Annotated in this window: 20 protein-coding genes and 3 pseudogenes; 18 read left to right on the top strand and 5 right to left on the bottom strand. The window is 56.6% G+C overall.

The window, feature by feature from the left end; genetic code table 11:
- Window positions 1-309: 309 nt before the first annotated feature.
- Window positions 310-1227 (bottom strand): LysR family transcriptional regulator, encoded by a 918-nt coding sequence (locus Q0792_RS07960; RefSeq protein ID WP_298838519.1) that lies wholly within the window; start codon window positions 1225-1227, stop codon window positions 310-312.
- 93 nt (window positions 1228-1320) lie between these two features.
- Here Q0792_RS07960 and Q0792_RS07955 point away from each other — a divergent pair, with 93 nt between their 5' ends.
- Together Q0792_RS07955 and Q0792_RS07950 are read left to right on the top strand one after the other, a co-directional pair.
- Window positions 1321-1755, top strand: coding sequence for a DUF6326 family protein (locus Q0792_RS07955; RefSeq protein ID WP_298838517.1), 435 nt, complete (start codon window positions 1321-1323; stop codon window positions 1753-1755).
- Window positions 1745-2500, top strand: coding sequence for a class I SAM-dependent methyltransferase (locus Q0792_RS07950; RefSeq protein ID WP_298838515.1), 756 nt, complete (start codon window positions 1745-1747; stop codon window positions 2498-2500). Before Q0792_RS07955 ends, Q0792_RS07950 begins: the two co-directional genes overlap by 11 nt.
- Window positions 2501-2690: 190 nt before the next feature.
- Here the strand turns inward: Q0792_RS07950 and Q0792_RS07945 are convergent.
- Window positions 2691-3222: pseudogene (locus Q0792_RS07945) on the bottom strand (tyrosine-type recombinase/integrase).
- Window positions 3223-3861: 639 nt separating this feature from the next.
- Between Q0792_RS07945 and Q0792_RS07940 the strand changes: the two are divergent.
- The 8 genes and pseudogenes from Q0792_RS07940 to Q0792_RS07905 all read left to right on the top strand — a co-directional run.
- Window positions 3862-4173, top strand: a pseudogene (locus Q0792_RS07940) (BLUF domain-containing protein); the annotation flags it as partial.
- Window positions 4174-4231: 58 nt separating this feature from the next.
- Window positions 4232-4783 carry a 2OG-Fe(II) oxygenase gene (locus Q0792_RS07935; protein WP_298838675.1) on the top strand — a complete coding sequence of 184 codons (552 nt, stop codon included), beginning with the start codon at window positions 4232-4234 and terminating at the stop codon, window positions 4781-4783.
- 561 nt (window positions 4784-5344) lie between these two features.
- Entirely contained in the window at window positions 5345-5698 is a 354-nt protein-coding gene (locus Q0792_RS07930; RefSeq protein ID WP_298838513.1) for a hypothetical protein, read from the top strand.
- A 46-nt stretch (window positions 5699-5744) separates the two neighbouring features.
- Entirely contained in the window at window positions 5745-6515 is a 771-nt protein-coding gene (locus tag Q0792_RS07925; RefSeq protein ID WP_298838510.1) for a hypothetical protein, read from the top strand.
- Window positions 6516-6585: 70 nt separating this feature from the next.
- Window positions 6586-7785 (top strand): DUF1611 domain-containing protein, encoded by a 1200-nt coding sequence (locus tag Q0792_RS07920; protein ID WP_298838508.1) that lies wholly within the window; start codon window positions 6586-6588, stop codon window positions 7783-7785.
- On the top strand, window positions 7782-8900 hold the full coding sequence (locus Q0792_RS07915) for an alanine/ornithine racemase family PLP-dependent enzyme (protein ID WP_298838505.1): 1119 nt from the start codon (window positions 7782-7784) through the stop codon (window positions 8898-8900). Before Q0792_RS07920 ends, Q0792_RS07915 begins: the two co-directional genes overlap by 4 nt.
- Window positions 8901-8947: 47 nt before the next feature.
- Window positions 8948-9139, top strand: a complete 192-nt coding sequence (locus tag Q0792_RS07910; protein ID WP_298838503.1) for a hypothetical protein — start codon at window positions 8948-8950, stop codon at window positions 9137-9139.
- A gap of 83 nt (window positions 9140-9222) precedes the next feature.
- Window positions 9223-9504, top strand: coding sequence for a hypothetical protein (locus Q0792_RS07905; protein WP_298838500.1), 282 nt, complete (start codon window positions 9223-9225; stop codon window positions 9502-9504).
- A 346-nt stretch (window positions 9505-9850) separates the two neighbouring features.
- On the opposite strand, the gene Q0792_RS07900 is transcribed toward Q0792_RS07905, so the two are convergent.
- Complete coding sequence (locus Q0792_RS07900; RefSeq protein WP_298838495.1) at window positions 9851-10744, bottom strand: LysR family transcriptional regulator; 894 nt, start codon at window positions 10742-10744, stop codon at window positions 9851-9853.
- Between Q0792_RS07900 and Q0792_RS07895 the strand changes: the two genes are divergently transcribed.
- The 5 genes from Q0792_RS07895 to atzF are packed head-to-tail and all read left to right on the top strand — an operon-like array spanning window position 10703 to window position 17843.
- Window positions 10703-12502 (top strand): ABC transporter substrate-binding protein, encoded by a 1800-nt coding sequence (locus tag Q0792_RS07895; RefSeq protein ID WP_298838492.1) that lies wholly within the window; start codon window positions 10703-10705, stop codon window positions 12500-12502. The genes Q0792_RS07900 and Q0792_RS07895 overlap by 42 nt on opposite strands.
- Window positions 12502-13521, top strand: coding sequence for an ABC transporter permease (locus Q0792_RS07890; protein WP_298838490.1), 1020 nt, complete (start codon window positions 12502-12504; stop codon window positions 13519-13521). Before Q0792_RS07895 ends, Q0792_RS07890 begins: the two co-directional genes overlap by 1 nt.
- Window positions 13521-14411 (top strand): ABC transporter permease, encoded by an 891-nt coding sequence (locus Q0792_RS07885; protein ID WP_298838485.1) that lies wholly within the window; start codon window positions 13521-13523, stop codon window positions 14409-14411. Before Q0792_RS07890 ends, Q0792_RS07885 begins: the two co-directional genes overlap by 1 nt.
- A gap of 5 nt (window positions 14412-14416) precedes the next feature.
- Window positions 14417-16045 (top strand): ABC transporter ATP-binding protein, encoded by a 1629-nt coding sequence (locus Q0792_RS07880; RefSeq protein ID WP_298838483.1) that lies wholly within the window; start codon window positions 14417-14419, stop codon window positions 16043-16045.
- 19 nt (window positions 16046-16064) lie between these two features.
- Window positions 16065-17843 carry an allophanate hydrolase gene (gene atzF / locus Q0792_RS07875; protein ID WP_298838480.1) on the top strand — a complete coding sequence of 593 codons (1779 nt, stop codon included), beginning with the start codon at window positions 16065-16067 and terminating at the stop codon, window positions 17841-17843.
- A 240-nt stretch (window positions 17844-18083) separates the two neighbouring features.
- On the opposite strand, the gene Q0792_RS07870 is transcribed toward atzF, so the two are convergent.
- The gene (locus tag Q0792_RS07870; RefSeq protein WP_298838477.1) at window positions 18084-18956 is read right to left on the bottom strand and encodes a LysR family transcriptional regulator; all 873 of its coding nucleotides are present in this window, start codon (window positions 18954-18956) and stop codon (window positions 18084-18086) included.
- A 106-nt stretch (window positions 18957-19062) separates the two neighbouring features.
- Between Q0792_RS07870 and Q0792_RS07865 the strand changes: the two genes are divergently transcribed.
- The 3 genes from Q0792_RS07865 to Q0792_RS07855 are packed head-to-tail and all read left to right on the top strand — an operon-like array spanning window position 19063 to window position 21253.
- Window positions 19063-19551 (top strand): nuclear transport factor 2 family protein, encoded by a 489-nt coding sequence (locus tag Q0792_RS07865; RefSeq protein WP_298838474.1) that lies wholly within the window; start codon window positions 19063-19065, stop codon window positions 19549-19551.
- A gap of 59 nt (window positions 19552-19610) precedes the next feature.
- Window positions 19611-20318 carry a type 1 glutamine amidotransferase domain-containing protein gene (locus Q0792_RS07860; RefSeq protein ID WP_298838472.1) on the top strand — a complete coding sequence of 236 codons (708 nt, stop codon included), beginning with the start codon at window positions 19611-19613 and terminating at the stop codon, window positions 20316-20318.
- A gap of 17 nt (window positions 20319-20335) precedes the next feature.
- Window positions 20336-21253, top strand: a complete 918-nt coding sequence (locus tag Q0792_RS07855) for a DMT family transporter (protein ID WP_298838470.1) — start codon at window positions 20336-20338, stop codon at window positions 21251-21253.
- A gap of 174 nt (window positions 21254-21427) precedes the next feature.
- On the opposite strand, the pseudogene Q0792_RS07850 reads toward Q0792_RS07855, so the two are convergent.
- Window positions 21428-21901 (bottom strand): annotated as a pseudogene (locus Q0792_RS07850) (tyrosine-type recombinase/integrase).
- Window positions 21902-22293: the final 392 nt, after the last annotated feature.

Below are 22293 nucleotides of genomic sequence, written 5' to 3'. Positions count from 1 at the left end.
CACGCGCATCCTAGGTTCAGGCGCCCATCCGCCAAAGCGGGCGTTCGTTTTTGTCAGTGATCGGCAGCTCCGTCCGCGATTTGTGAGTTCAGAGCGGCCAGAAATTTGCAGTCGCAGCGAATGTCTTCTCTGGTGGGCCGCATCGCGGCATTTCAACTGGTAAGTGAACGGCAGGTATGGGCCGTCCTTGATCGGCTTGTGCAGACATGCTGATCAGATGTTGCGCTTCGATGTCAGTTGCGAACCCAGAGTCACGGATATTGTCCGCATCAAGTTGCGCACTTTGATTTCGCCGAAGAGGCTCGTCGATCATGATCGAGCAATCAGGCTTGCCCACCTGTCTTTGTCCAGTTCTTTTGCCAGGTGGTCGAATGTCAACCGAATGCGGCGGCTGGTTTGAATTTCCCTATGCGTGACAAGCCAGGTTTCCATCTTGCACGTGGGCGCGTCAGGCAATATCCGTTGCAGCCCAAGGCGGCCTTCGGCGACCACGATTGGCAAGAATGCGATGCCTGCGCCATCACGTACCAATTCATACATCGTACTGCCGCTGGATGTGGTGATGCCGAAGTTGGCTTTAGTGACAGGAAAACCCATCGCAGCAACTTGCGGCACCAGCCGTTCGGGCGACTGATAGCCAATGAAGTTAGCGCAGGCGAAGTCATCCGGTGTCTTCAAAGGGCCTAATTCATCAAGATAGGACGTGGCTGCAAAGAGCGAGATTTCGATATCGGTGATCCGCTTTGCCACCAGATCGGGCTGTTCAGGTCGGGCATGTCGGATGGCGATGTCAGCGTCGCGGCGGGTCAGGTCGGCCGCTTCATTAGAAGGTACCAGTTCAATGCTGATGCCGGGATACGATTGGCGTAGCGAAATCAAGCAACGCGGCAGAGCGTAAGCCGCCATGGCATCGCTTGATGTGATCCGCACGGTGCCTTCAATCGCTTGGCTCTGTCCCGTGGCGACACGCGAAATCTTAGTTGCGGCATCCGCCATTCTGCGTACATGTGCCAGCAGTTCAGTTCCAGACTCGGTAATCTGCATCACCCGCGTGCCGCGTTCAAACAGCGTTAAGTCCAGCGCCTCTTCCAGTGCTGAGATTTGTCGGCTCAGTGTTGGTTGTGTCTGTCGCAGAGCCCGTGCGGCCCCCGAGAGCGAGCCCTGTTCGACCACTGCCAGAAAAGCACGGATATGGTTCCAGTCAAAAGAGATCGCATCCCAGTTCATGTGTTTGCGTATAGTAGTTATCCAAATTTCGTCAATTCCATTCGGATATCGAATAGCTGAAAGAGCGTGGCAAAACCAATTCTGGAGAGTCCCATGCTTGCCACCTCTAACGAGAAAGACCTTAGACCAACCCTTTCATTGCTTTGGCTGTTTGCCATTCTCAACATGGTTTTTCGCGACATTCATGAATTCACGATGGCCAGCACGCTTAACGAAATCCTGTCGGAAAACATCAACGGTAACCCGATGTCGGAAACAGTTCTCCTCTTCGGGGCCTTTGCTGTCGAACTGCTATTGTTAGGTTTCCTTCTGACGGCTTTGTTGCCGCCGCGTGCGTCGCGCACTTTGAACCTCGTACTTGTTCCGGTGGCTGTTGCGGGGATGTTATACATTCCGCCCGCGGATCCGGACGACATCTTCTTTGCCGTTGTGCAGCTTTGCGCTTTTGCCGCTGCTTTCGCCCTGACTTGGCGTTGGCAACCTGTTCAACACTCAAATTCATATGTCCGAGCCTCCCATGCAGGCTGAAAATAAATTGCCGTCAGCGTGCTCAGCAGCGTCATTTTCTATTCCGGTTTTTTCCCGGTCGTTTGGAACCTGGCGCTTGTCCGTTGACCGAAGCCCGTTTGATCAAGATGACTTGGCTTCGCAATATGACAGGCAATCAGAGCGGTGGCATGACATTATTGACCGTAATGGCTTTGTTGCCGCCTACAAGTCAGTGTTTGCTCGTGTCTTGCGACAACCGCGATACAGGCAGGATACCCACGCCATGCGCGTTCTTGATGCAGGTGTGGGAACTGGTGCGATGTCTTCCGCTTTCCATGCGCACATCGGCAAGGACTTTCAATTGGACGCCATCGATATTTCGAGCGCGATGCTTCAGCAAGCAACGCAACGCCTTGGACGGCAAGGCATCGTCGTGCAACCCAAAAAGGGCTCCGTTATGGAACTGCCTTATTTGGATGACACATTCGACGTTGTTCTAGCAGCTCATGTCATCGAGCATTTGCCAGACCCGCATCGTGCATTGCAAGAGATGTACCGCGTTTTGAAACCGGGCGGCATCTTGATTTGTAGCGTGACAAGAGCATCTCTGATTGGTGCATATGTCCAGTTGATCTGGCGGGTGCATCGGGTTTCTCGGGCGACCGCGCTGAACTGGTTGCGCCAATGCGGCCTGAGCTCCGTTCGCGTTATTCCTTTTGAAAGAAACTCGCGGGCTCGCAGGTTCAGCCTTGGATACGTCGGTCGGAAACCACTTCTCGCCTAAGGTATTGCATTTTTCGCCAAACCGACGTTGTCCGTCCACATCCCAAGGTCCGTTCTGTCCCGCAGACTGCGTGTTCGACCGTGGTCAGATTTTGCACTTGCGGCGAATGGCCGGTCTGGTGAAGCCGCAGTGCGGCACCGGTGACCGCGACGAATGTCTCTTAGGGGCCGCTAACAGACGGCCCAAGACTTTAAGTTTCAATGGCTTCCGCGATAGCCAATGCATCATCGAGCTCGGCGCTGAAATATCGGGCTGTGCTATCCATCTTGGTGTGACCAGGCAGTAGCCGCACGGCCCTGAGATTTTCCGTTACTTTGTAGATTTGCGCAACCTTGGTGCGGCGTATCGAATGGGTGCCATCGGCTGTTGCCTCAGAGCCGATCGAAGTGACCCAATCGCGTAGGATTCGTGTGTACGTACTGACAGGTCGAAATGTTCAGTCTTTCGTGAAAACGGTCTGGCCAGAGATAATCTGACCCGACCGAAATGTCGCATTCCATCCATTTCTCAACTGATGCTCGGGTTCCTTCGGATACCTCGAAACGCACAGGTTTTTGTGTCTTGCTGATTAACACCGACGCCCGTTCCCTAGTTTGGCTGGGCGCTATGACGTCAACCACCTTCATCTTCACGAGATCACATCTGCGAAGCTTGCTGTCGATTGCCATTTTGAGCAGAGCTGGGTCGCGAAGGTTCTCAGCCACTTCCAGTCGAACGCGGATCGCCTAAGCGTGTTTGGATTTCAGCGGGTGTTTCTGGCCAACGATGCGACCTTTATTCCAAGCCGGGCGAAGTGCGCGAATGGCTGGTAGGTTTGGTGTCTCCATGACTGATCCTCCGATCCGCCGCGCCCTCAGCAACGTCAATCTGACGTTAACTAGGCACCGTACCACGGTCTTGCTGCGTTGCGCCTTAAGTTGAGATCAAACCCATCTTGCGAGTTCAAGTTTCTCGCTGCTTGCGCTCGGAGCGTAGAAAATGCGGCAGGCGTTTGGTTTTTGGTGCTGTCTTGCGGCGGCCTCACACCCTCCAGGCCAAACTGAATTGTATCCCTGCCGCATTTGCCCGAGCAGGGAACATGCGCGGTCACGGCGCAAAGACCGCAATGTTGACTCGGCTTTCTCAAAATTAACCGTTCGATAACTTTAATTGGGACTCTGCGTTGCCAAAGCCGTACGGTCTTCATCTGAAGCGATGTGATCGTGCGTCTATCAAAGCATTTTCATGCATCGCTTAATCCCGTAGGGAGCCAAATCATCACAAACCTCATTCAGATCGTTTATGTGTCGCAGCCCTTTGGATTCGATGAGCCGACACTGGCGGGCATATTGCTCGATGCCAGACGCTGAAATAAGCGGGATGACGTAACCGGCGCTTTGGTTTGTCGACATGACGTCTACCTCCAGTTACTGGAAGGTCCGGAAGATGCAGTGCGCGCAGCTTACACACGAATTCGGCGCGATGATCGTCATGCTGGAGTCAAAGAACTCCTGAATCGCAAGATACAAGGTCGATTGTTTGCAAACTGGGCGATGCTTCATGATCCGGCAAAATCCTGGATCTGGACGGAAGAAGAAATCGCAGACGCGGCACTTGATCGGGCGGAGCCGGCAGAAATCATAAAAGTATTCAAAGACCTGTCGGATCGGTCCGGGAAACCGGCCATGCATTGATGCAACCCCTTCGCGCGTCGACGAATACTTCATCCACGATTTGTAAATGGCGGGCGGAATGATGGCTGTGCACTCGGTGACCGATGCGTTTTCCACTGGCGAATGCGATCACATTGTTGCGTCAATTGCCGACACCCCAACCGATAATGCGCTGCTTGTGGGCCGCAATCGGGATCACAATCTGCGTGACGCGGAACTCGTTTGGATGGACGATGTTGAAGACCTGAACTGGGTGATGACCCGGTTGATTGAGCTTGTCAGACATTCCAACAAGCACCAGTTTGATTTCGATCTGCGCGAATTTGCAGAAAGCCCGCAGGTCGCCGGTTATGATGCAACAAAAGGGGGCCATTTTGGCTGGCATTCTGACATTGGTCATGGCCGTGTGGCTGGCAAAAGAAAGCTCACGCTTGTTCTGCAACTGACCAATCCGGACACTTACGATGGAGGTGATTTGGAAATCATGCCAGGTTCTCACATCCTGTCGGCCAGCCGGTCGCAGGGATCTGTAAGTGTATTTCCGAGCTTTGTTCTGCATCAGGTAACGCCGGTTAAACGCGGTTTTCGCCGTTCGCTGACCGTCTGGGCGCATGGCCCCCCGTTTCGCTGAAGGCGGCTCACTGAGGTCAAAGAGAAAAATCAAAATTATCGGGCAGTGCTTAACATGACGAAGAAGGTCTGCGCTCCAACGTCCAGAAAATCTGGATCCGTTGTTAACACAGGCGAATCTTTCAGCAGGCCAACTGCAGACACGCAAATTCAGCGGTCCGTTCGCGCGCCGCATTTCCAATACATCTGCGGTGTTGGAACGGAGGTCAGGTCAGCTGGCATTGTAAATCATGTGGCTGGCGATTACATAAGGTACACAAAGTTGTGGTCTTCTTCGGCAAAGGCGCATCGCCTGCCAGAGCCAATTGCAATTACCTGTTTTCAAAATTCGACTGTCACTTGCCGTGACATAGAACGGACGCCTGGGAAAGTTGTCGACGTTTTCGCGCGACCCACAGCCCGTGTGTGAGGTCCACCCGCTTTTGCGGTCGGAAAAGTCTATGAGCTGCGGCCAAGTATGAGCAACGCCATATCGAGCGGTACAACTTAGTAACCGAACAGACAAAATGTCTTGTCTGTGCAAAAAAGTGAGGCGGCGCTTTCTCCGTCAAAGGATCAAAAAATGACTTTTCCAGAATGGACGAAACCCGGCATCTACGGTGCTTTGGGTGGCGCGATTGCGATTTCAATCCTCGGCTTTACCTGGGGAGGCTGGACAACAGGCAGCAGTGCCCAAACCATGGCAGAGGACATGGCCAAAGACGAAGTAACTCTGGCGATGGTACCGGTCTGCCTCGGCATGTCCGCGGCTGATCCGGAACGCACAGAGAAACTCGCAAGTCTCCGGGAGCTCTCCAGCTTTGGCCGCCGGAATGCGATGATGGACACAGGTTGGGCGACCCATCCGGGTTCAGACAAGCCAGACCGTGATCTTGCAGCCGCGTGCCTTGCGGGGCTGGAATTGGATGGATCGTAACTCAAAAGCAGGGCGACAATGGCCGCATACAGCTTGCAGAACATCCGTGCTGGCCGATGCCCGAATTCTGTTTGCTGTTTTCATGGGTCCCGTCTTTGCTCTGCTTCTCCTGGCAATACCTGCACTTGCCCAACCCATGCCAGAAAACGCCAGCGCGAAAAGCTATGGGAGTGGATGGGACTGCGACATCGGGTATCGGCTTAACGGCGATAACTGTGCAGCTGTTGTGGCACCGGAAAATGCGTATGAGACAAACCGCACCTACGGTCTCGGATGGGAGTGCCATCACGGGTTTCGCAAGCTCGATCAAGCGGCCTGCGTTGCGGTGGTTGTGCCCGATGGCGGGTTTCTCGATCCCTCTGGAGGGGGCTGGCACTGCCTGCGCGGATTTCGCATAACCGACGATACCTGCCAAGAGGTTGTCCTGCCCGAAAACGCCTATCTGACAGATGCTTCCTATGGATCCGCCTGGGAATGTGACCGTGGGTTTGAACGGGTGGACGAGCTTTGCAAAGCCATTGTGGTCCCGATCAACGGTTTTTTGAACGGATCCGGTTATGGTCAACCCTGGACATGTGAACGTGGTTATTTCGAGCAGGAGGGTCTGTGCACGATCGTCGTCGTGCCGGAGTTCGCCTATTTTCACGATGCAACCTATGGCGTGGGATGGAAATGCCAGAGGGGTTATGAAGCCAATGCTAAGGGCTGCGACGTAATCGATATTCCCGCGAATGCCCATCTCGACAGGTCCGGAAACCGTTGGGAATGCAACCGGAACTTTCAAAAATCCAGAGGGCAGTGCGTGCTGGATAATTAAGCGCGTCGCACCAGGACATCCGCCCGAATGTCCCATTGGTCAGCTGCTCAAACAGCAAAAGGAAAATACGATGAAAACCGAAATCCAGTCGGCAGATACCATTCGCCGTCCCGTCAGAGGTGCCCAGGCGCCTCCTATGATCCATGACACATCTGCGCGTCCATCTTCGCTGATGAAGGTTACAGTGCAGCCGACAGCCGTTGTTTACTGCGAAGGCAACTTTGCCAGGATTGACGGCAAAACTGCCAACGGCCTTGTGCGTCATTCAGAGGCCTGCAGGATCGTTTCTGTCATCGACAGCACCCACAGTGGCGAGAATAGCGGGATGGTTCTTGATGGGGCGATCAACAGCATACCAATTCTCAAAAACCTTGGCGCCGCTGTTGGCCGCGAAGCCTTCACACCTGATACTTTCATCTATGGAATGGCCCCCTCGACCGGGCGGCTTTCGCCCGCTGATCGTGGCGTCGTGCTGGATGCCATCGCACGTGGGATGAACATCGTCTCTGGCCTGCATGAATATCTGAGCGACGACACCGAAATTGCACATGCCGCATCGGAAAAACAGGTTACCATCCGCGATATCCGCAAGCCCAAACTCAGCAAAGACATGCGCCTCTTTGATGGCAGCATCGCGCGTGTTGATGCGCTGCGTATCGCCGTTCTTGGGACCGATTGCGCCATCGGCAAGCGGACCACGGCGACTGTCCTGGCCCGAGCCCTGAACGCAAAGGGCATCAGGACTGTTCTGGTCGGCACAGGTCAGACGGGTCTGATGCAGGGTGCTAAATACGGTGTGGCCATGGATGCCATCCCGCCGCAGTTCTGCTGTGGCGAACTGGAAGGCGCGATTGTTTCGGCATCAGAAGCTGAGCAACCTGATGTCATATTGATCGAAGGCCAGGGCGCGTTGAGCCATCCCGCGTTCTGCACATCAGCCTTTATCCTGCGCGGCAGTCAGCCGGACGCCGTCATCCTTCAACACGCGCCAAAACGCGCCCATCGCTGTGATTTTCCAGATATGCCGATGCCCACCCCGGCAAGCGAGATTGCTTTGATCGAGGCGTTTGCTGATACAAAAGTCATCGGTGTTACGCTTAATCACGAGGGTATGTCCAAAGCCGAGATCACAGCTACGATTACGGCACAAAGCGAAAAACTCAGACTGCCCGTCACTGACGCACTCAGCCGCCCGGCGGCGCATTTACTGGCGATGGTTGTAGCTGCTTATCCTGGCCTGCAGCAAAGGGTACCCAGGGCGGCGATATGAGCAGCCCGCGTATAGATGTCGATCTGGGCAAGATACGCCATAATACGCGGACGATTTCCAGGAGATTGGAGAAACGTGGCATCCGTGTGACCGCAGTGACCAAAGCTGTCTGCGGACATCCGGCCATCGCCCAGGCGATGCTTGACGGTGGTGCTGCAGGCCTGGCTGAGGCGCGTCTGAGCAATGTGAAACGGTTGCGCGAAGCTGGAATGACGTGCCCGGTTACCCTGATCCGAACACCGATGCTCAGCCAGGTCGATGACGTCGTGCAGGTCTGTGAGGCGAGCTTCAATACTGAGATAGTGGTGATCGCGGGCCTGGCCGCAGCAGCGCTCCGGGCAGCCTCGGTTCACGGCATTATCCTGATGGTCGAAATGGGCGACATGCGCGAAGGTATCCTGCCGCAAGACCTTGGCGACATCGCGCAGCAAGTGGTGGACATGCCAGGTGTGGTGCTGAAAGGCATCGGGGCTAACTTTGCCTGTTTGAATGGCGCCACCCCTGCAGTTGCAAAGATGCAGACCCTGTCCGCCCTTGCCAATGATGTCGAGGGGCGATGTGGCCCTTTCCTTCAGACCGTATCTGGCGGCAACTCCGCAAACCTGACCTGGGCCTTTGGCGCAGGCACTACTGGCCGGATCAACGATCTGCGCATTGGCGAAACCATACTGCTTGGCGTCGACCCGGTCACAGGCCAAAGGCTGGACGGCATGTACAGCGACGCGTGCACACTTGTTGCCGAGGTGATCGAGACCGACGCCAGGTCTGTGTGCCCATACGCGAACTGTTCTGAGCTTTCCGTTGTCAAAATTCAGCGTGTCCCGAACACCTCAGGAACCACGCGCTTGCTTCTTGCCATTGGACTTCAGGACACTGATGCGGCTGGCCTCGAAATGTGTCCCGGAAGTTCGCTTATCGGCGCGACAAGCGATCATCTTGTCATTGGCACAAAAGATCTAACGCACTGTGTCGGGTCAGAAATGCGGTTTCAGATGAATTATTCCGCATTGATGCGCGCCATGGCCGCTCCGGATATCCAGACAAATCTGGTCAATGGCCAGCCTGCGCCACAAGTGCGCGAAGCCAATGGTCCTGATCGCCTGGAACTGGTCTGAAGGACCTTTTCCGCGCTCCCCGAAAAAACCAAAGAGGAGAATGGACAGTGGCAAAGCCAAAGAAAACAAGCCTGTTCAAAACGCAGGGCCCCAAGGCAGAATCACCGATGGAAAAAACAACCCGCATCGTCAGGAAGATGGTGGACGAGGAAGCTGAACAGCGGCAGGCCAAGATCAACCGTCTCCGCAAGGCGCGCCTCGAAAGAGAAGCAAGCGCCCCGGCGAAGCCGTCGCGATAGAGCATCACGCAGTGGGCCGATGCGCTCTTCGCCTAACCATTTTTATCTGTGGCGGCGATAACACTCAGAAAAAGGAATTGCCCGTGACACATAAAGGCGAGAGCACGACGAAAGTTCATTATATCTGTCAGACATATGTGGAACAGAAGGCCGGGCGTGAAGGGCAAGCAGGTTTGAAAATTGGCAAGCAGTTTCAATATTCAACGGCGGCAGAGGCCCAGAACAGAGCGGAACGGGAAGCTCAGTCCGAGGATTGTGCGGGTGCTGATGCCTATACTATCAGTGAAGACCCAAACAGTGGTGAAGTCGGATTACCCAACTTTCTTGTCAGACTTGGAAACACTCCGGAGTTTGATGGCTTCTAGAACCACGCCTCTGGCAGCGTATTTTCCACAAGGCATTCGACATCCCTGGAGCGAGTGCGTCTCCAGTCTGGTCCTCAGCTACAAGACGGACCAAGCGTTCTCAGGGAATGTCGGAAATTTGGGCTGCAATCGCTGCAACAACTTAGCTGTGCCAATGGCGGCTTTGGGCCGATCGAGTCGATGCGTCGGCGCTGGCCTCAAGATAGTCCTGCCTCGACGCCGCAAGTGTGTTTCGAGCCCAACCCGGCCATTTTGATATCATGCTGCACGCGCAAGCAGAAAGAAGCTTGCCGCGGTAGCATCGAGTATGACGCTGTCGAAGAGCAGTTCGACTCTGACATAGCGTTTATGCGTACGATAGTGCCGTCATGACCTGATTTGCGAACTTTAGCGCGGCGACTGGTAGGGTGCGCCCTTTGAGATGTCCCAGGTAGAGTTCTCCTCCTGCAATGTCTCGCGCGGCGATTGGGATGAAGGACATGTCCGGGCGGGCAAGGTCATTCAAGCCTACGGGGATTTGAAACCCGATCCCGTGACCATAGGCTGCAAAATGGCGCACCATGTCGAAACTATCGGTTTCTAGCGCGGGCTCGAGCTTTCTACCAAATCGCGCCGCGGCCTGATCCAGAAGAACGCGCACGCCGAATTGTCTGGCAGGCAAAACGAGGTCGTATTCGAGACATTCCCGCAGCCGCAGGCTTTTGCGATCAGCCAATAGATGCGCGGCCGACATCACCGCCATGACCGGTTGATGAACCGCGTGCAGCACTTCAAAGTTGACCATATGCGCTGGTTCAAACACCAGGGCCAGATCGCTTTCGAAAGTCACCAGATCCTGTTCTGCCTGAATACGGTCGCGCACGTTCACGCTGAATGTGACATCGGGAAACTCGGCGCGGTACTTTGAAATCTCGCGCGGCAGAAAGTATGGAAGAAGCGCCTGGGAGCAGGCGATCTTGACATGACCGCGCCGCACACCTGACAGGTCTGCTACCTGGCTATGGACGCGCAATAGATCCTGCCTTTGAAGTCGGATATGGTGAAGTAGCAGCTCCCCCGCAGGATTAAGTCTCATGCCTCTGGGAAGACGCTCAAAAATTTCTGAGCCAAACTCTTCCTCAAACGCCTGTATGCGTCGGTTGAGCGCTGAGGCGGTAATATTGGTATCCTCTGCAGCTTTCCGAATGGACCCAGAGCGATGCACGGCCTCGATCATGTCGTAGATGAGCAAATGGCGCATGTTACATGTCCCGGCAGTAATGACATCAAAGCGCTGCATTTTTTGCATCACTATGCTTCGGCTTTAGCATTTGTGTGCAGCACTAGCCAGTGTCAAACAAAAAACAATTTTCTTGTTGCTCGCAAAGGACTTGCCATGACGGACACTTCTCGCAGAAATTTTCTCAAATTGACCGGTACCACGATGGGTGCGGCAATGTTGCCGTTTCTCAAGGCCATGCCCGCTCACGCGCAAACTGGCGGCACCATCGTTGTCGTTTCCGGCCAAACGATTAACAGTCTTGACCTGCACCGCACCGGCACCAATCGCGCCTCCTATCAGGTGGCCGTGAATTGCTATGACCGGCTTGTCAGCTTTGGCACGAAAGATGCGCCCGGTGGTGGGCTGTCCTATGACTACGACACAATTGTGCCTGAGCTGGCCGAAAGCTGGACCATCTCCGATGACGGCCTCACGATGACCTTCAAGATCAAGTCGGACGCGACGTTCTGGGATGGGCGCAAGGTCACGGCGGCAGACGTGAAGTGGTCGTTCGACCGCGCAGTCTCCGCAGGGGGCTTCCCAACAGTGCAGATGAAGGCTGGCGGGCTGGAGCGTCCGGATCAGTTCGCGGCTGCGGATGAGGAAACCTTTGTCATAACGCTGGACAGACCTTCCAAACTGACGCTGCCTGACCTTGCAGTGCCTGTGCCGTTCATCATTAACTCCGAAGTCGCAATGGCCAATGCGACCGATGACGATCCTTGGGCAATGGAATATCTACATATGACGCCTGCAGGCTCTGGAGCCTTCAAGGTCGCGCGTTGGGATCAAGGTCAACAGCTTGTTTATGAACGCAATGATGCTTGGGTCGGTGGACCGCTACCCAGCTTTGAGCGTGTGATCGTGCGCGAGGTGCCAAGCCCGGCAACCCGCCGTGCTTTGATTGAACGGGGCGATGTGCAGATGTCGTTCAACATTCCCAACAAGGATGCCGCCGAGCTTGATGCAATGGACGGTGTGGATGTCTATTCCACACCGATCGAGAACTGCATCCACTGCCTTTGCCCGAACTTCAATTTCGAGCCCTTCCAGGACGCGAATGTGCGCAAGGCACTGGCCTATGCCATTCCTTATGAAGCCATCTTCCAAACCGCAGCTTATGGCCGGGGTGCGCCCATGTGGGGAGGTGAGGCTGAGATCACCGATACGGCATGGCCACGCAAGTCGCCCTACATGACTGATTTGGCCAAGGCCAAGGAACACATGGCTGCGTCCGGTTTCGCGTCTGGTTTTGAAGTGCCGCTTTCAATCAGCCTTGGTCTGGCAGACTGGATGGAACCGACAGCGCTTTTGCTGCAAGAGGCGTTTGGGGAGATCGGGATCAACACCCAGATCGAAAAAATCCCCGGAGCGAATTGGCGCACTGCGGCGCTGGTCGAAAAGCGCCTGCCTTTGCATCTTGAGAACTTCGGTGGCTGGCTGAACACCCCTGATTACTACTTCTTCTGGGCGTATAAGAACGGTCACCTGTTCAACTCATCCAACTATCTCAACGAAGAAATCGAGACGTTGGTCGACAGCACGCTGCACATCCCAATGGATGATCCGGCCTACGCGCCAAACATCAAGCGGATGTTTGAAATTGCGTTTGAGGACCTGCCGCGTATTCCGCTTTGGCAACCGGCTCTGAACGTCGCAATGAACGATGCGGCAGGGTATGAGTTCTGGTTCCACCGTCAGCTTGACGTGCGTCCGCTGACCACGGCCACAAGCTGATGGCCGCACGCAGCAAAATGATCCTGGGCCGTGTGGCCCAGGCAATCCCTGTGGTGATGGGCGTTGTAGTGATTTCATTCCTGCTCACGCGCGCCTTACCCGGTGATCCAGCTGCCTATTTTGCCGGGCCTGCCGCCGATGAGGCATCTATCGCAGAAATCCGCGAGACCCTCGGTCTCGACAAGCCGCTTGTCCAGCAGTTCTTTTACTACGTTGGTGATCTGATCCGTGGCGATTTGGGAACGTCGCTGACGACCGGCCAGACCGTGCTTACTGATTTGGGTGCGCGTCTGCCCGCTTCGCTGGAGTTGACGCTGGCGGCGCTTCTGCTCTCATGCGCCATTGCGATCCCGCTTGGTGTGCTTGCGGCAACGCGGCCCGGGACCTGGGTCGATCACTTGTGCCGTGTCCTTGTGACGGCGGGGGTATCAATGCCAACGTTTTTCACCGGCATCTTGCTGATTTACATCTTCTACTATCTTGCGGGTCTGGCGCCGTCGCCGCTGGGGCGGCTTGATTTCATCTATCTTTCGCCACCACATGTGACCGGTTTCTACCTGATCGACGCAGCGCTCGCAGGCGACTGGGAAACCTGGCTGGGTGCGCTGAAGCAGCTTGTCCTGCCTGCGACGACTCTGGCGCTGTTCACACTGGCACCCATCGCACGCATGACCCGTGCCGCGATGCTGTCGGCACTGTCCTCGGACTTTATCCGTACCGCCCGTGCAGCAGGGCTCAGCGACGGCAAAGTGCTGTTTGGCTATGCGTTCCGAAACGCGCTGCTGCCCGTCGTCACAACGCTCGGGATGGTCTTTTCCTTTACGCTGGGTGCAAATGTGCTGGTTGAAAAGGTCTTCGCATGGCCCGGCATCGGGTCATACGCGGTCGAAGCGTTGGTGGTGTCGGACTATGCCGCCGTGCAAGGCTTCGTCCTTGCGATGGCACTCCTTTTCGTAGCCCTGAACCTTGTGATCGACATCGCTTATGCGCTGATTGATCCGCGTATCGGGCTGAACTGATGGCTGATATGACTGCATCAACTCCCGACACGACGCGCCGCAAGGGCGACACGACGCTTGGACATATCGTCTATGTGCTGCGCGACAATCCGGTCACGATGCTGGCCTTTGCAATGCTCGCATTCTTTCTGGGGTGTGCATTCTTTGGCCCGGCGCTTGTCCCTTACGACCCCTTGGCCACAAACGCTGCACGTGCGTTGGAAGCACCAAGCTGGGACCACTGGTTTGGGACAGACAACCTCGGGCGCGACGTATTCAGCCGGGTCATTGTCGCCACGCGACTGGACCTCACTATTTCGGTTGCCGCGGTGGCACTCAGCTTCGTGATTGGCTCAATCCTCGGGTCCATCGCCGGGTATTGGGGCGGTTGGCTGGACGCTGTTCTAAACCGTTGCCTTGATACGATCATGGCCTTCCCGCTGTTTGTGCTGGCGATGGGTGTTGTCGCGGCCCTTGGCAACACAGTGGAAAACATCATATACGCCACGGCGATCATCAATATCCCGTTCTATGCCCGCCTTGTGCGTGCCGAAGTTAACATTCGTCGCCATTCTGGATTTGCACAGGCGGCAAAGCTCGCCGGGAACAGTGATCTGCGCGTTCTTGCCGTCCATATTTTCCCGAACTCGTTGCCACCGATGATGGTGCAGGTCTCGCTGAACCTCGGCTGGGCTATCCTAAATGCGGCGGGCCTTAGCTTTATTGGGCTTGGCGTGGCACCGCCAACCCCGGAATGGGGAATCATGGTCGCCGAAGGGGCAAACTTTATCGTTTCGGGCGAATGGTGGCTCGCTGTCTTCCCCGGTCTTTGGCTGATGCTGGCCGTATTCACATTCAACCTGCTTGGCGACGGTCTGCGCGACATCGTTGATCCACGGAAAAGGACCTGAGACCTATGCTGTCGATCAAAGACCTGTCTGTCGCGTTCAAGACCCGCAAAGGCGAAGTCAATGCGGTGCGCGGCATTTCCCTTGATGTTGCAAAGGGTAAGACGCTTGGCATCGTCGGCGAAAGCGGGTCGGGCAAATCTGTCACATCCTACGCGCTGATGCGCATCCTTGATGCGGGCGGTGAAATCCGCACAGGCGAGGTGGTTTATGGCGGGATCGACCTGCGTGCAGCGTCCGAGAGGGACATGCGCGACATACGCGGACGTGAAATCTCGATGATCTTCCAAAACCCGCGTGCGGCGTTGAACCCAATCCGACGTGTCGGGCATCAGGTCGAGGACGTCCTGATCCGTCATGCGCAGGCCACAAGGCAAGACGCCAAGGCCAAGGCCATCGCAGCGTTGGAAGCAGTCAAGATCAACGATGCTGTGGCGCGCTATGATGCTTACCCTTTCGAACTATCGGGCGGTATGTGCCAGCGGATCGTTATAGCTATCGCACTGGCCTGCAAGCCGCAGCTCCTAATTGCGGATGAGCCCACCACAGGCCTCGACATCACGACACAAAAGGCCGTCATGGACCTCGTGGGCGAGCTGGCCCGGGAACGTGGCATGGGTATGATCCTCATCACCCACGACCTTGGCCTTGCGTCGCAATATTGCGACCGGATTGTCGTCATGAAAGATGGGCTGATCGTTGAGGAAGGTGATCCGCAGAAGCTTTTTACAGATCCGCAGCACGCCTATACCCGCAAACTGGTGGACGCGACCCCACGTGTTGGCGCATCCATCCGCAACTTGCTTCCCCCGGAAACCCGCACCGCTGAGCCTGCACACAAAGTCCATGATCGCCCACTTCTTGAGGTGCGCGATTTGGTGAAGACCTACCCCGGCAAATCCGGTCCGGTGCAGGCTGTCAAAAGCATTTCGTTCCAGATCAAAAGCGGTCAATCCCTTGGCCTCGTTGGCGAAAGCGGTAGCGGCAAATCAACCACCTCCGAGATGGTCGTCCGCCTTCAGGACCCGACGTCAGGAAATATCCTGTTCGACGGACAGGACATTGCAGCGACACCCTCAGCCCGTTTTATGCGTCACCCTATGCGCGGCGAGATCCAGATGGTGTTTCAGGATGCGACAGACAGTTTGAACCCGCGTGGGACAGCAGCCTCGGCAATTGCTGAACCGCTCGCGCGGATCGCCAGAATGCGTGGCAGCAAGCTGAATGCGCGGGTCGCCGAACTGGCCGAACTGGTCGGCCTGCCACAGCCGCTTCTGAGCCGTTTCCCGCACCAGCTATCCGGCGGTCAAAAGGCCCGTGTTGGAATTGCCCGCGCGATTGCACTGGAGCCAAAACTCCTGATCCTTGACGAGCCAACGGCGGCGCTGGATGTCTCCATTCAAGCGATCGTACTGAATTTGCTTGTTGACCTGCGTGCGCAGATGGGAATGTCGTATCTGTTTGTCAGCCATGACCTGAACGTGGTCCGACTGCTTTGTGATGAAGTGCTTGTTATGAAGCACGGCGAAATCGTGGATCGCGGTCCAACGGCTGCCGTCATGAATAATCCCAGCCACGAATATACCCGTTCTTTGATCGAAGCCGCGCCCCAACCGCCAAATCCCGTTGCCGCCTAAATACCGAAAGCCCAGATCTATGACCCATGACATGCCTTTGACACTAACAGCCCTGCAAGACGCCTATTCGGGAGGCGCCATGCCATCTGATATTGTCCGCGAAGTCTATCGTCGGATCCACGCGGTGAACGATCCTGCAATCTTTATCCATTTGCGCCCCATGGAAGACGTGATCGCAGAGGCCGATGCTTTGCCTGTGCGTTCCGCTGAGCAACCTCTTTGGGGCGTGCCATTCGTTACGAAAGATAACATCGATGTCGCGGGCATCCAGACGACGGCAGCTTGCCCCGCCTATGCCTACACGCCGGAGCAAGACGCTTTTGTCGTAGCAAAGCTGCGTGCTGCGGGGGCCTTGGTGATCGGCAAGACCAACCTTGATCAATTCGCAACTGGCCTTGTCGGTGTCCGCTCACCTTACGGCGTGCCGCGCAACGCAATTGACCCTGAAATCGTTCCTGGCGGTTCATCGAGCGGTTCGGGTGTGGCGGTGGGGCACGGCCTCGTCACGTTCTCCCTTGGAACAGACACGGCCGGTTCAGGCCGTGTGCCCGCAGCACTGAACAATATCGTCGGTCTCAAACCGTCGCTCGGGGCGCTTTCGGCTACAGGCGTGGTACCAGCATGCCGCACGCTTGATACGATTTCGATCTTCGCCGCCAATGTTACAGACGCGTTTGCGGCCTTTCAGGTGGCCTGTGCCGAAGACGTTGAAGATGCTTATTCAAAACCAATCGCAGCCGGACAGGTACAGCCCTGTCCGCCGTCCCTGACCATAGGCGTCCCAGACTCGGCTTCACGCGTTTTCTTTGGCGATGATGTCCAGGCAGCCTCTTTTGAGGCGAGTATTGCAAAGCTCACGGCACTTGGAGCACGCATTGTCGAGCTTGATTTCAGCCCATTTTATGCTGTCGCGGAAATGCTTTATGCAGGTGCCTGGGTTGCCGAACGCTATACAGTTGTCGAACAGCTGATGCGCGATCAGCCTGACGCGCTCCATCCAACCACTGCCAAAATCATTGGCGCTGCCGAACAGCTTTCCGCAGCTGATGCCTTTCGGGGAATGTACCGCCTGAAAGACCTTGAGCGTGCGGCGCGCGATACGATGGCAGGCGTTGATATGCTCTGCGTTCCTACCATCCCGACCTTCTATTCCACAGCCGATCTCGACGCGGACCCCGTCACACCAAATTCCAACCTTGGCACCTATACGAACTTTGTGAACCTTCTGGACATGTGCGGTATCGCAGTCCCGTCCGACCTGCGTAGCGACGGGCGTCCAGGGTCTGTCACGTTGCTTGCCCCCAGTGGGCATGACGCGAAAATCGCGGGTGTCGCAGCAGCATTCACCGAGGAAACCATAGCAGATACACCGACACAAGCGACAGATGAGGAGATCGCCATAGCGGTCTGCGGCGCACATATGTCCGGCATGGCGCTGAACAGTGAATTGACGTCGCAAGGCGGTCGGCTCCTCGAGGTGACACGCACTGCGCCGCGCTATCGGCTGTACGCGCTTGCCGGCGGACCACCGCAGCGGCCAGGACTGCTAAGAATTGAAAAAGGGTCGCATATTGATCTGGAAGTCTGGGCGCTTCCAAAAACGGCGATGGGTGGATTTCTGGAGGGCATTCCAGCGCCCCTGTCAATCGGTACGGTCGAGCTGGAAAGTGGCGCAAAGGCGCATGGTTTCCTCGTTGAGACAACAGGTGTCCAAGGCGCCGACGACATCACCCATCTGGGCGGTTGGCGGCAGTATGAAGCTTTGCAACATGCCCCAGTGCCTGAAGCGGCAGATTGACACGAGCGCACTCTTGATGGCTTCCACCGCCGTGAAGAGCTTTCTGAATCAGTCATAGCTGAAAGCGCAAAAGCCGTTCTGACCAGCGATCTGTGAGTTTAATGGATGCCGGATTTGGCGCATGCAGCGAATGACCGCAAAGTGGGCTGCAGTCGCAGCATCCAGTACAGGTAGTTAACGGCAGCTTTGGGCCGGGCGCATCAAAAAAGGTTTCCACCGTCAAGCGCGGTCAAGACGCAATCAGCCAGTACCCAGCGTCTCAACAAGATAGGCAATCAGGGTTCTAAGGCGGTGAGGCATCCGGTTCCGCGAGGGATAGACCAGAACGGTTGGCTGCGGTGCGACTTCCCAATCCTGCAGAAGGGGGACAAGACGGCCTAGCTGCAAGTCCCGGGCCAGATAGGTTTGAGCAAGCCTTGTAATACCTAACCCTTGCCGGGCGGCGCGGACGAGGGCGACGCCGTTGTTTGAGGTCCAGCGGCTTTCGATGCGCATGGTCATGGCGCGATCTCCGTCGCAGAATAGCCATTCGCGGCTTGGAGACAGGCAGGTGTGCTGCGCCAAATCGGATGGCGCTATCGGTATGCCATTGGTTTCCAGATACGATGGGGCTGCGCATACCATCATGCGGCGCGTTCCTATGCGGCGCACGACAAGGTCAGGATCGTCCGGCATTCCATGGCGAATGGCGAGGTCGAACCCCTCGCGGATCAGGTCAATGCGCCGGGCCGAGATGTCGAGGTTGATCTCGACCTCAGGGTGCAGTGCGGCAAAACCGGCCAGCGCTTCCGCCACGTGGATTTCACCGAACAAACCACCGGCCGACACACGGATGCGCCCAACCACACGGTTCTGGCGTTCGGCCAGGTCCGCTTCCATGTCGTGGATGTCGTTCAGCACCGCTGTCGCGCGCTCGTGATACTGCGCCCCGATATCGGTCAGGTTCACTTGCCGGGTCGTTCGATGCAGTAGCCGCACCCCGAGCCGCGCCTCCAGGTTGGATACACGGCGGCTAACGAAGGACGGGGATACACCCAGCGCCTCAGCCGCGCGCGTAAACCCGCCTTGGTCAATGACGGCACAAAACTCGGCCAAGCCGTCCAGCTCTTTCATTGTTGCTCTGTGGCAATAATGTGTTCCGTTTCATCCCATATATCAGATCCGTTGGGAAAGATAGGTTGAGGTCATCGAACAATCCCAACCCTCTCAGGAGATACTCATGACCTTCACATCTCGCACTCTCGCCGCCGCAGCCATTCTGGCCACTGCCCCGTTTGCAGCCTTCGCAGGTCCGGCCGCGGACGCCGCTGAAGCCTTCTTTGACCGCTACCGCGCCCAGGACGTTCCTGCCATGATCGAACTCTTCCGTCCCGAAGGCGTGGTCGAATACATCCCCTTCGGACTCGCCGGTCCCGTTGAAGAAATCAGTCTGGGCAGCTGGGCCGTACTGATCGACGCGTTCCCTGATTTGTCCAACGAAGTGCATTCGATCTCCGAAGACGCAGCAGGCACACGCGCATTTGTCGACGTCAGTATCTCGGGCACGCAAGCGAAGGACACATTTGGCATCGTGAACCAGGGCCGTTCTTACGATCTGCGCCACATGTTCGTCATCGAAGTGGACGATGCCGGACAGATCATTCACGTCACAGCCTTTTGGGACAATGCCGACTGGTACCGCCAACTTGGCCGGACACAGATCGATTGATTTCGAGTGAGCGGCTTTGTGCGCCGCCCCAAACACCTCATTTCTATTGGAGATATCTCATGACCACCCCTCGCATCCTTGTTGTCCTCACCTCCCACGACACCCTTGGCGATACCGGTCGCAAGTCCGGCTTCTGGCTTGAGGAGTTCGCCGCCCCTTACTACGTCTTTGTCGATGCCGGGGCGGAAGTGACGCTTGCCTCGCCCTTAGGGGGCCACCCGCCCATCGACCCCAAAAGCGCCGAGCCCGAGTGGCAAACCGAAGCAACCCATCGCTTTGAAGCGGATGAGGCGAGCAAAGCGGCTCTGGCCAACACGCTCAAACTGTCCGACGTCGATGCCGGGGACTGTGACGCTGTGTTTTTTCCCGGAGGACATGGACCCATGTGGGATTTCCCCGAGAACGCCGCGCTGGCCGGATTGATTGAGGCCTTCGACGAAGAAGGCAAGCCAATTGGGGCGGTCTGCCATGGTCCTGTCGCACTGGTCGGTGCTCGCAAGGCGGATGGCACGCCTTTGGTCGCTGGCCGTCGCGTGACTGGTTTCACCAACGGAGAAGAAGACGCTGTTGAACTAAGCGACGTTGTCCCTTTCCTGCTTGAAGATCGGCTGCGCGACTTGGGCGCATCCATCGACAACGCTGCCGATTTCACCGAGCACGCGATCACGGATGGCAACCTAGTCACGGGCCAAAACCCTCAATCCTCCGAAGCAGGCGCCAAAGCCGTCCTGGCGCTTCTGGCCGCGCGCTCGGGCGCAACGGCGTAAACTGGAAGGGCTTACCAATGTCGCGCGCACTTTCCCCGACCGCAGTCTCTTTTTCATGCACCGCCCGGCTTGGGTTAGTCGCTGGCCTGAGCGCCGCTGCCATCTGGGGGGCCTACTTGGCCCTCTCGCGGGCAGGGGTCGCTGCGGGGTTGGACGGATTTGATGTCGCCGCCTTGCGCTATCTCGTTGCCGGGCCCGTCATGTTGGCGATCCTGCTGATGCGACGTGAAGGTGCGCGACCCCGCATGACATCGATCCAAGCGATCACCGTCTCTGCACTGCTTGGCCCTCCGTTCGTATTGCTGAGCGTCGGTGGCTACGAATTCGCCCCTCTCGCGCATGGCTCGGTGCTTGTTCCTGCATCCTTGACGCTGGGCGGTCTTGCATTGTCGCGGCTGGTTCTGAAGGAAACGCTCGGGTTTCAACGCATGATCGGCGTGACCGTTATACTGGCAGGTCTCGCCCTGATCGTGGGTTGGGGGGTGGGCCCGTCTGGCACCGCTTTAAATGGTGACGCCATGTTTATACTCGCGGGCTTTTCGTGGGCAGCATTTGCAACCCTTCAGCAACGCTGGCAGTTGCCTGCAATGGACGTCACGGCCGTGGTTGGTTTCGCAGGTTTGATCACCTTGGTTCCGGGGTACCTGATCTTTCGCGGACTTGAAGCGCTCATGGCATTGCCGCAAGCAATGTTGGTGACCCAGTTGATCGTGCAGGGATTGTTGTCCGGTGTGATTGCAATGATCGCATTTGCAACTTCCGTGCGCCTGCTCGGGGCGGCTCGGGCGGCAACTTTTCCTGCCCTTGTACCAGGTTTTGCGCTGCTGATCGGTCTGCCGCTTACGGGTGACGCTCTCTCTATGCTCCAGGCGTTCGGTCTGTTGGCACTTGGTTTGGGATTACTGACCGTGCTTCCCACGGCGCAGGCGAAATGAAGTCAGTGCTGAAACGGTGAAAGTGTACAGCGCTTCATTCGCGGATGACCGGTTTTCCGCAGGCCAGTTCGCGACCGAAGCGAACGTCCGGTCTGGCGACGCTCTGCTGCAGCGCTCCACTGCGCGGGCAAGGGCAGCATTGGGCCGCCCGCCCTTGAGGGCGACCCTTAGTTGCTAGATTTCGATTGCATCGGCGATTGCTAAGGCGTCCTCAAGCTCGACGCCCAGGTACTGGACTGTGCCGGCCTTTTTGGTGTGCCCAAGCACCAGCTGAACCGCCCTCAAGTTGCCGGTCTTCTTGTAGATCTGGGCCACCTTTGTTCGCCTCATCGAATGCGTGCCGTATGCGCCCGCCTCTAGTCCGGTGGAAGTGACCCAATCGCGAGCGATCCGCGTGTACTGACGGGTCGAGATGTGCAGGCGTTCGTGAAACCGACCCGGCCAAAGATACTCGGACCCGACCATCAGCTCGTCTTCCATCCACTTCTCGACCGAGGCCAAGGTGCCTTCCGAAATCTCGAAACGTACCGTTTTCTAAGTTTTATTCTGCAAAACAGATGCGCGCTCTTTGATTTGGCCCGAAGCCATCACGTCGGCGACTTTCACCTTCAAGAGATCACAGCCCCGAAGCTTACTGTCGATTGCCATATTGAACAGCGCGAGGTCCCGGTTGTTCTCGGCCAATTCAAGTCGGACGCGTATCGCCCAGACATGCTTTGGCTTGAGCTGGCGTTTCTGACCGACGATACGACCCTTGTTCCAGGCGGGCCGAAGTGCGCGAATGGCTGGTAGGTTTAGTGTTTACATGACTGATCCGCCGATCCGCCATGCCCTCCCATAACAACAACCCGACGTTGACGAGGCACCTTATCACGGGAATGCGACGCTATCTTCGAGGTCTGCAGAAAGCCTACACTTTAAATTTACCTTTGGTGCACCGTACGATCGAACCTCGCCTGTTGCGGCAACAACGCAACACACCAAGCCGGTGCTCTGCGCGTTGACCGGTCGTTCGTAAGAAATGCAGGCAAGGCACGCTG

The organism is uncultured Roseobacter sp. (assembly GCF_947495025.1).
In the GTDB taxonomy this organism is placed as follows: Bacteria; Pseudomonadota; Alphaproteobacteria; order Rhodobacterales; family Rhodobacteraceae; genus Roseobacter.
This window is presented reverse-complemented; position numbering and strand designations above follow the sequence as displayed.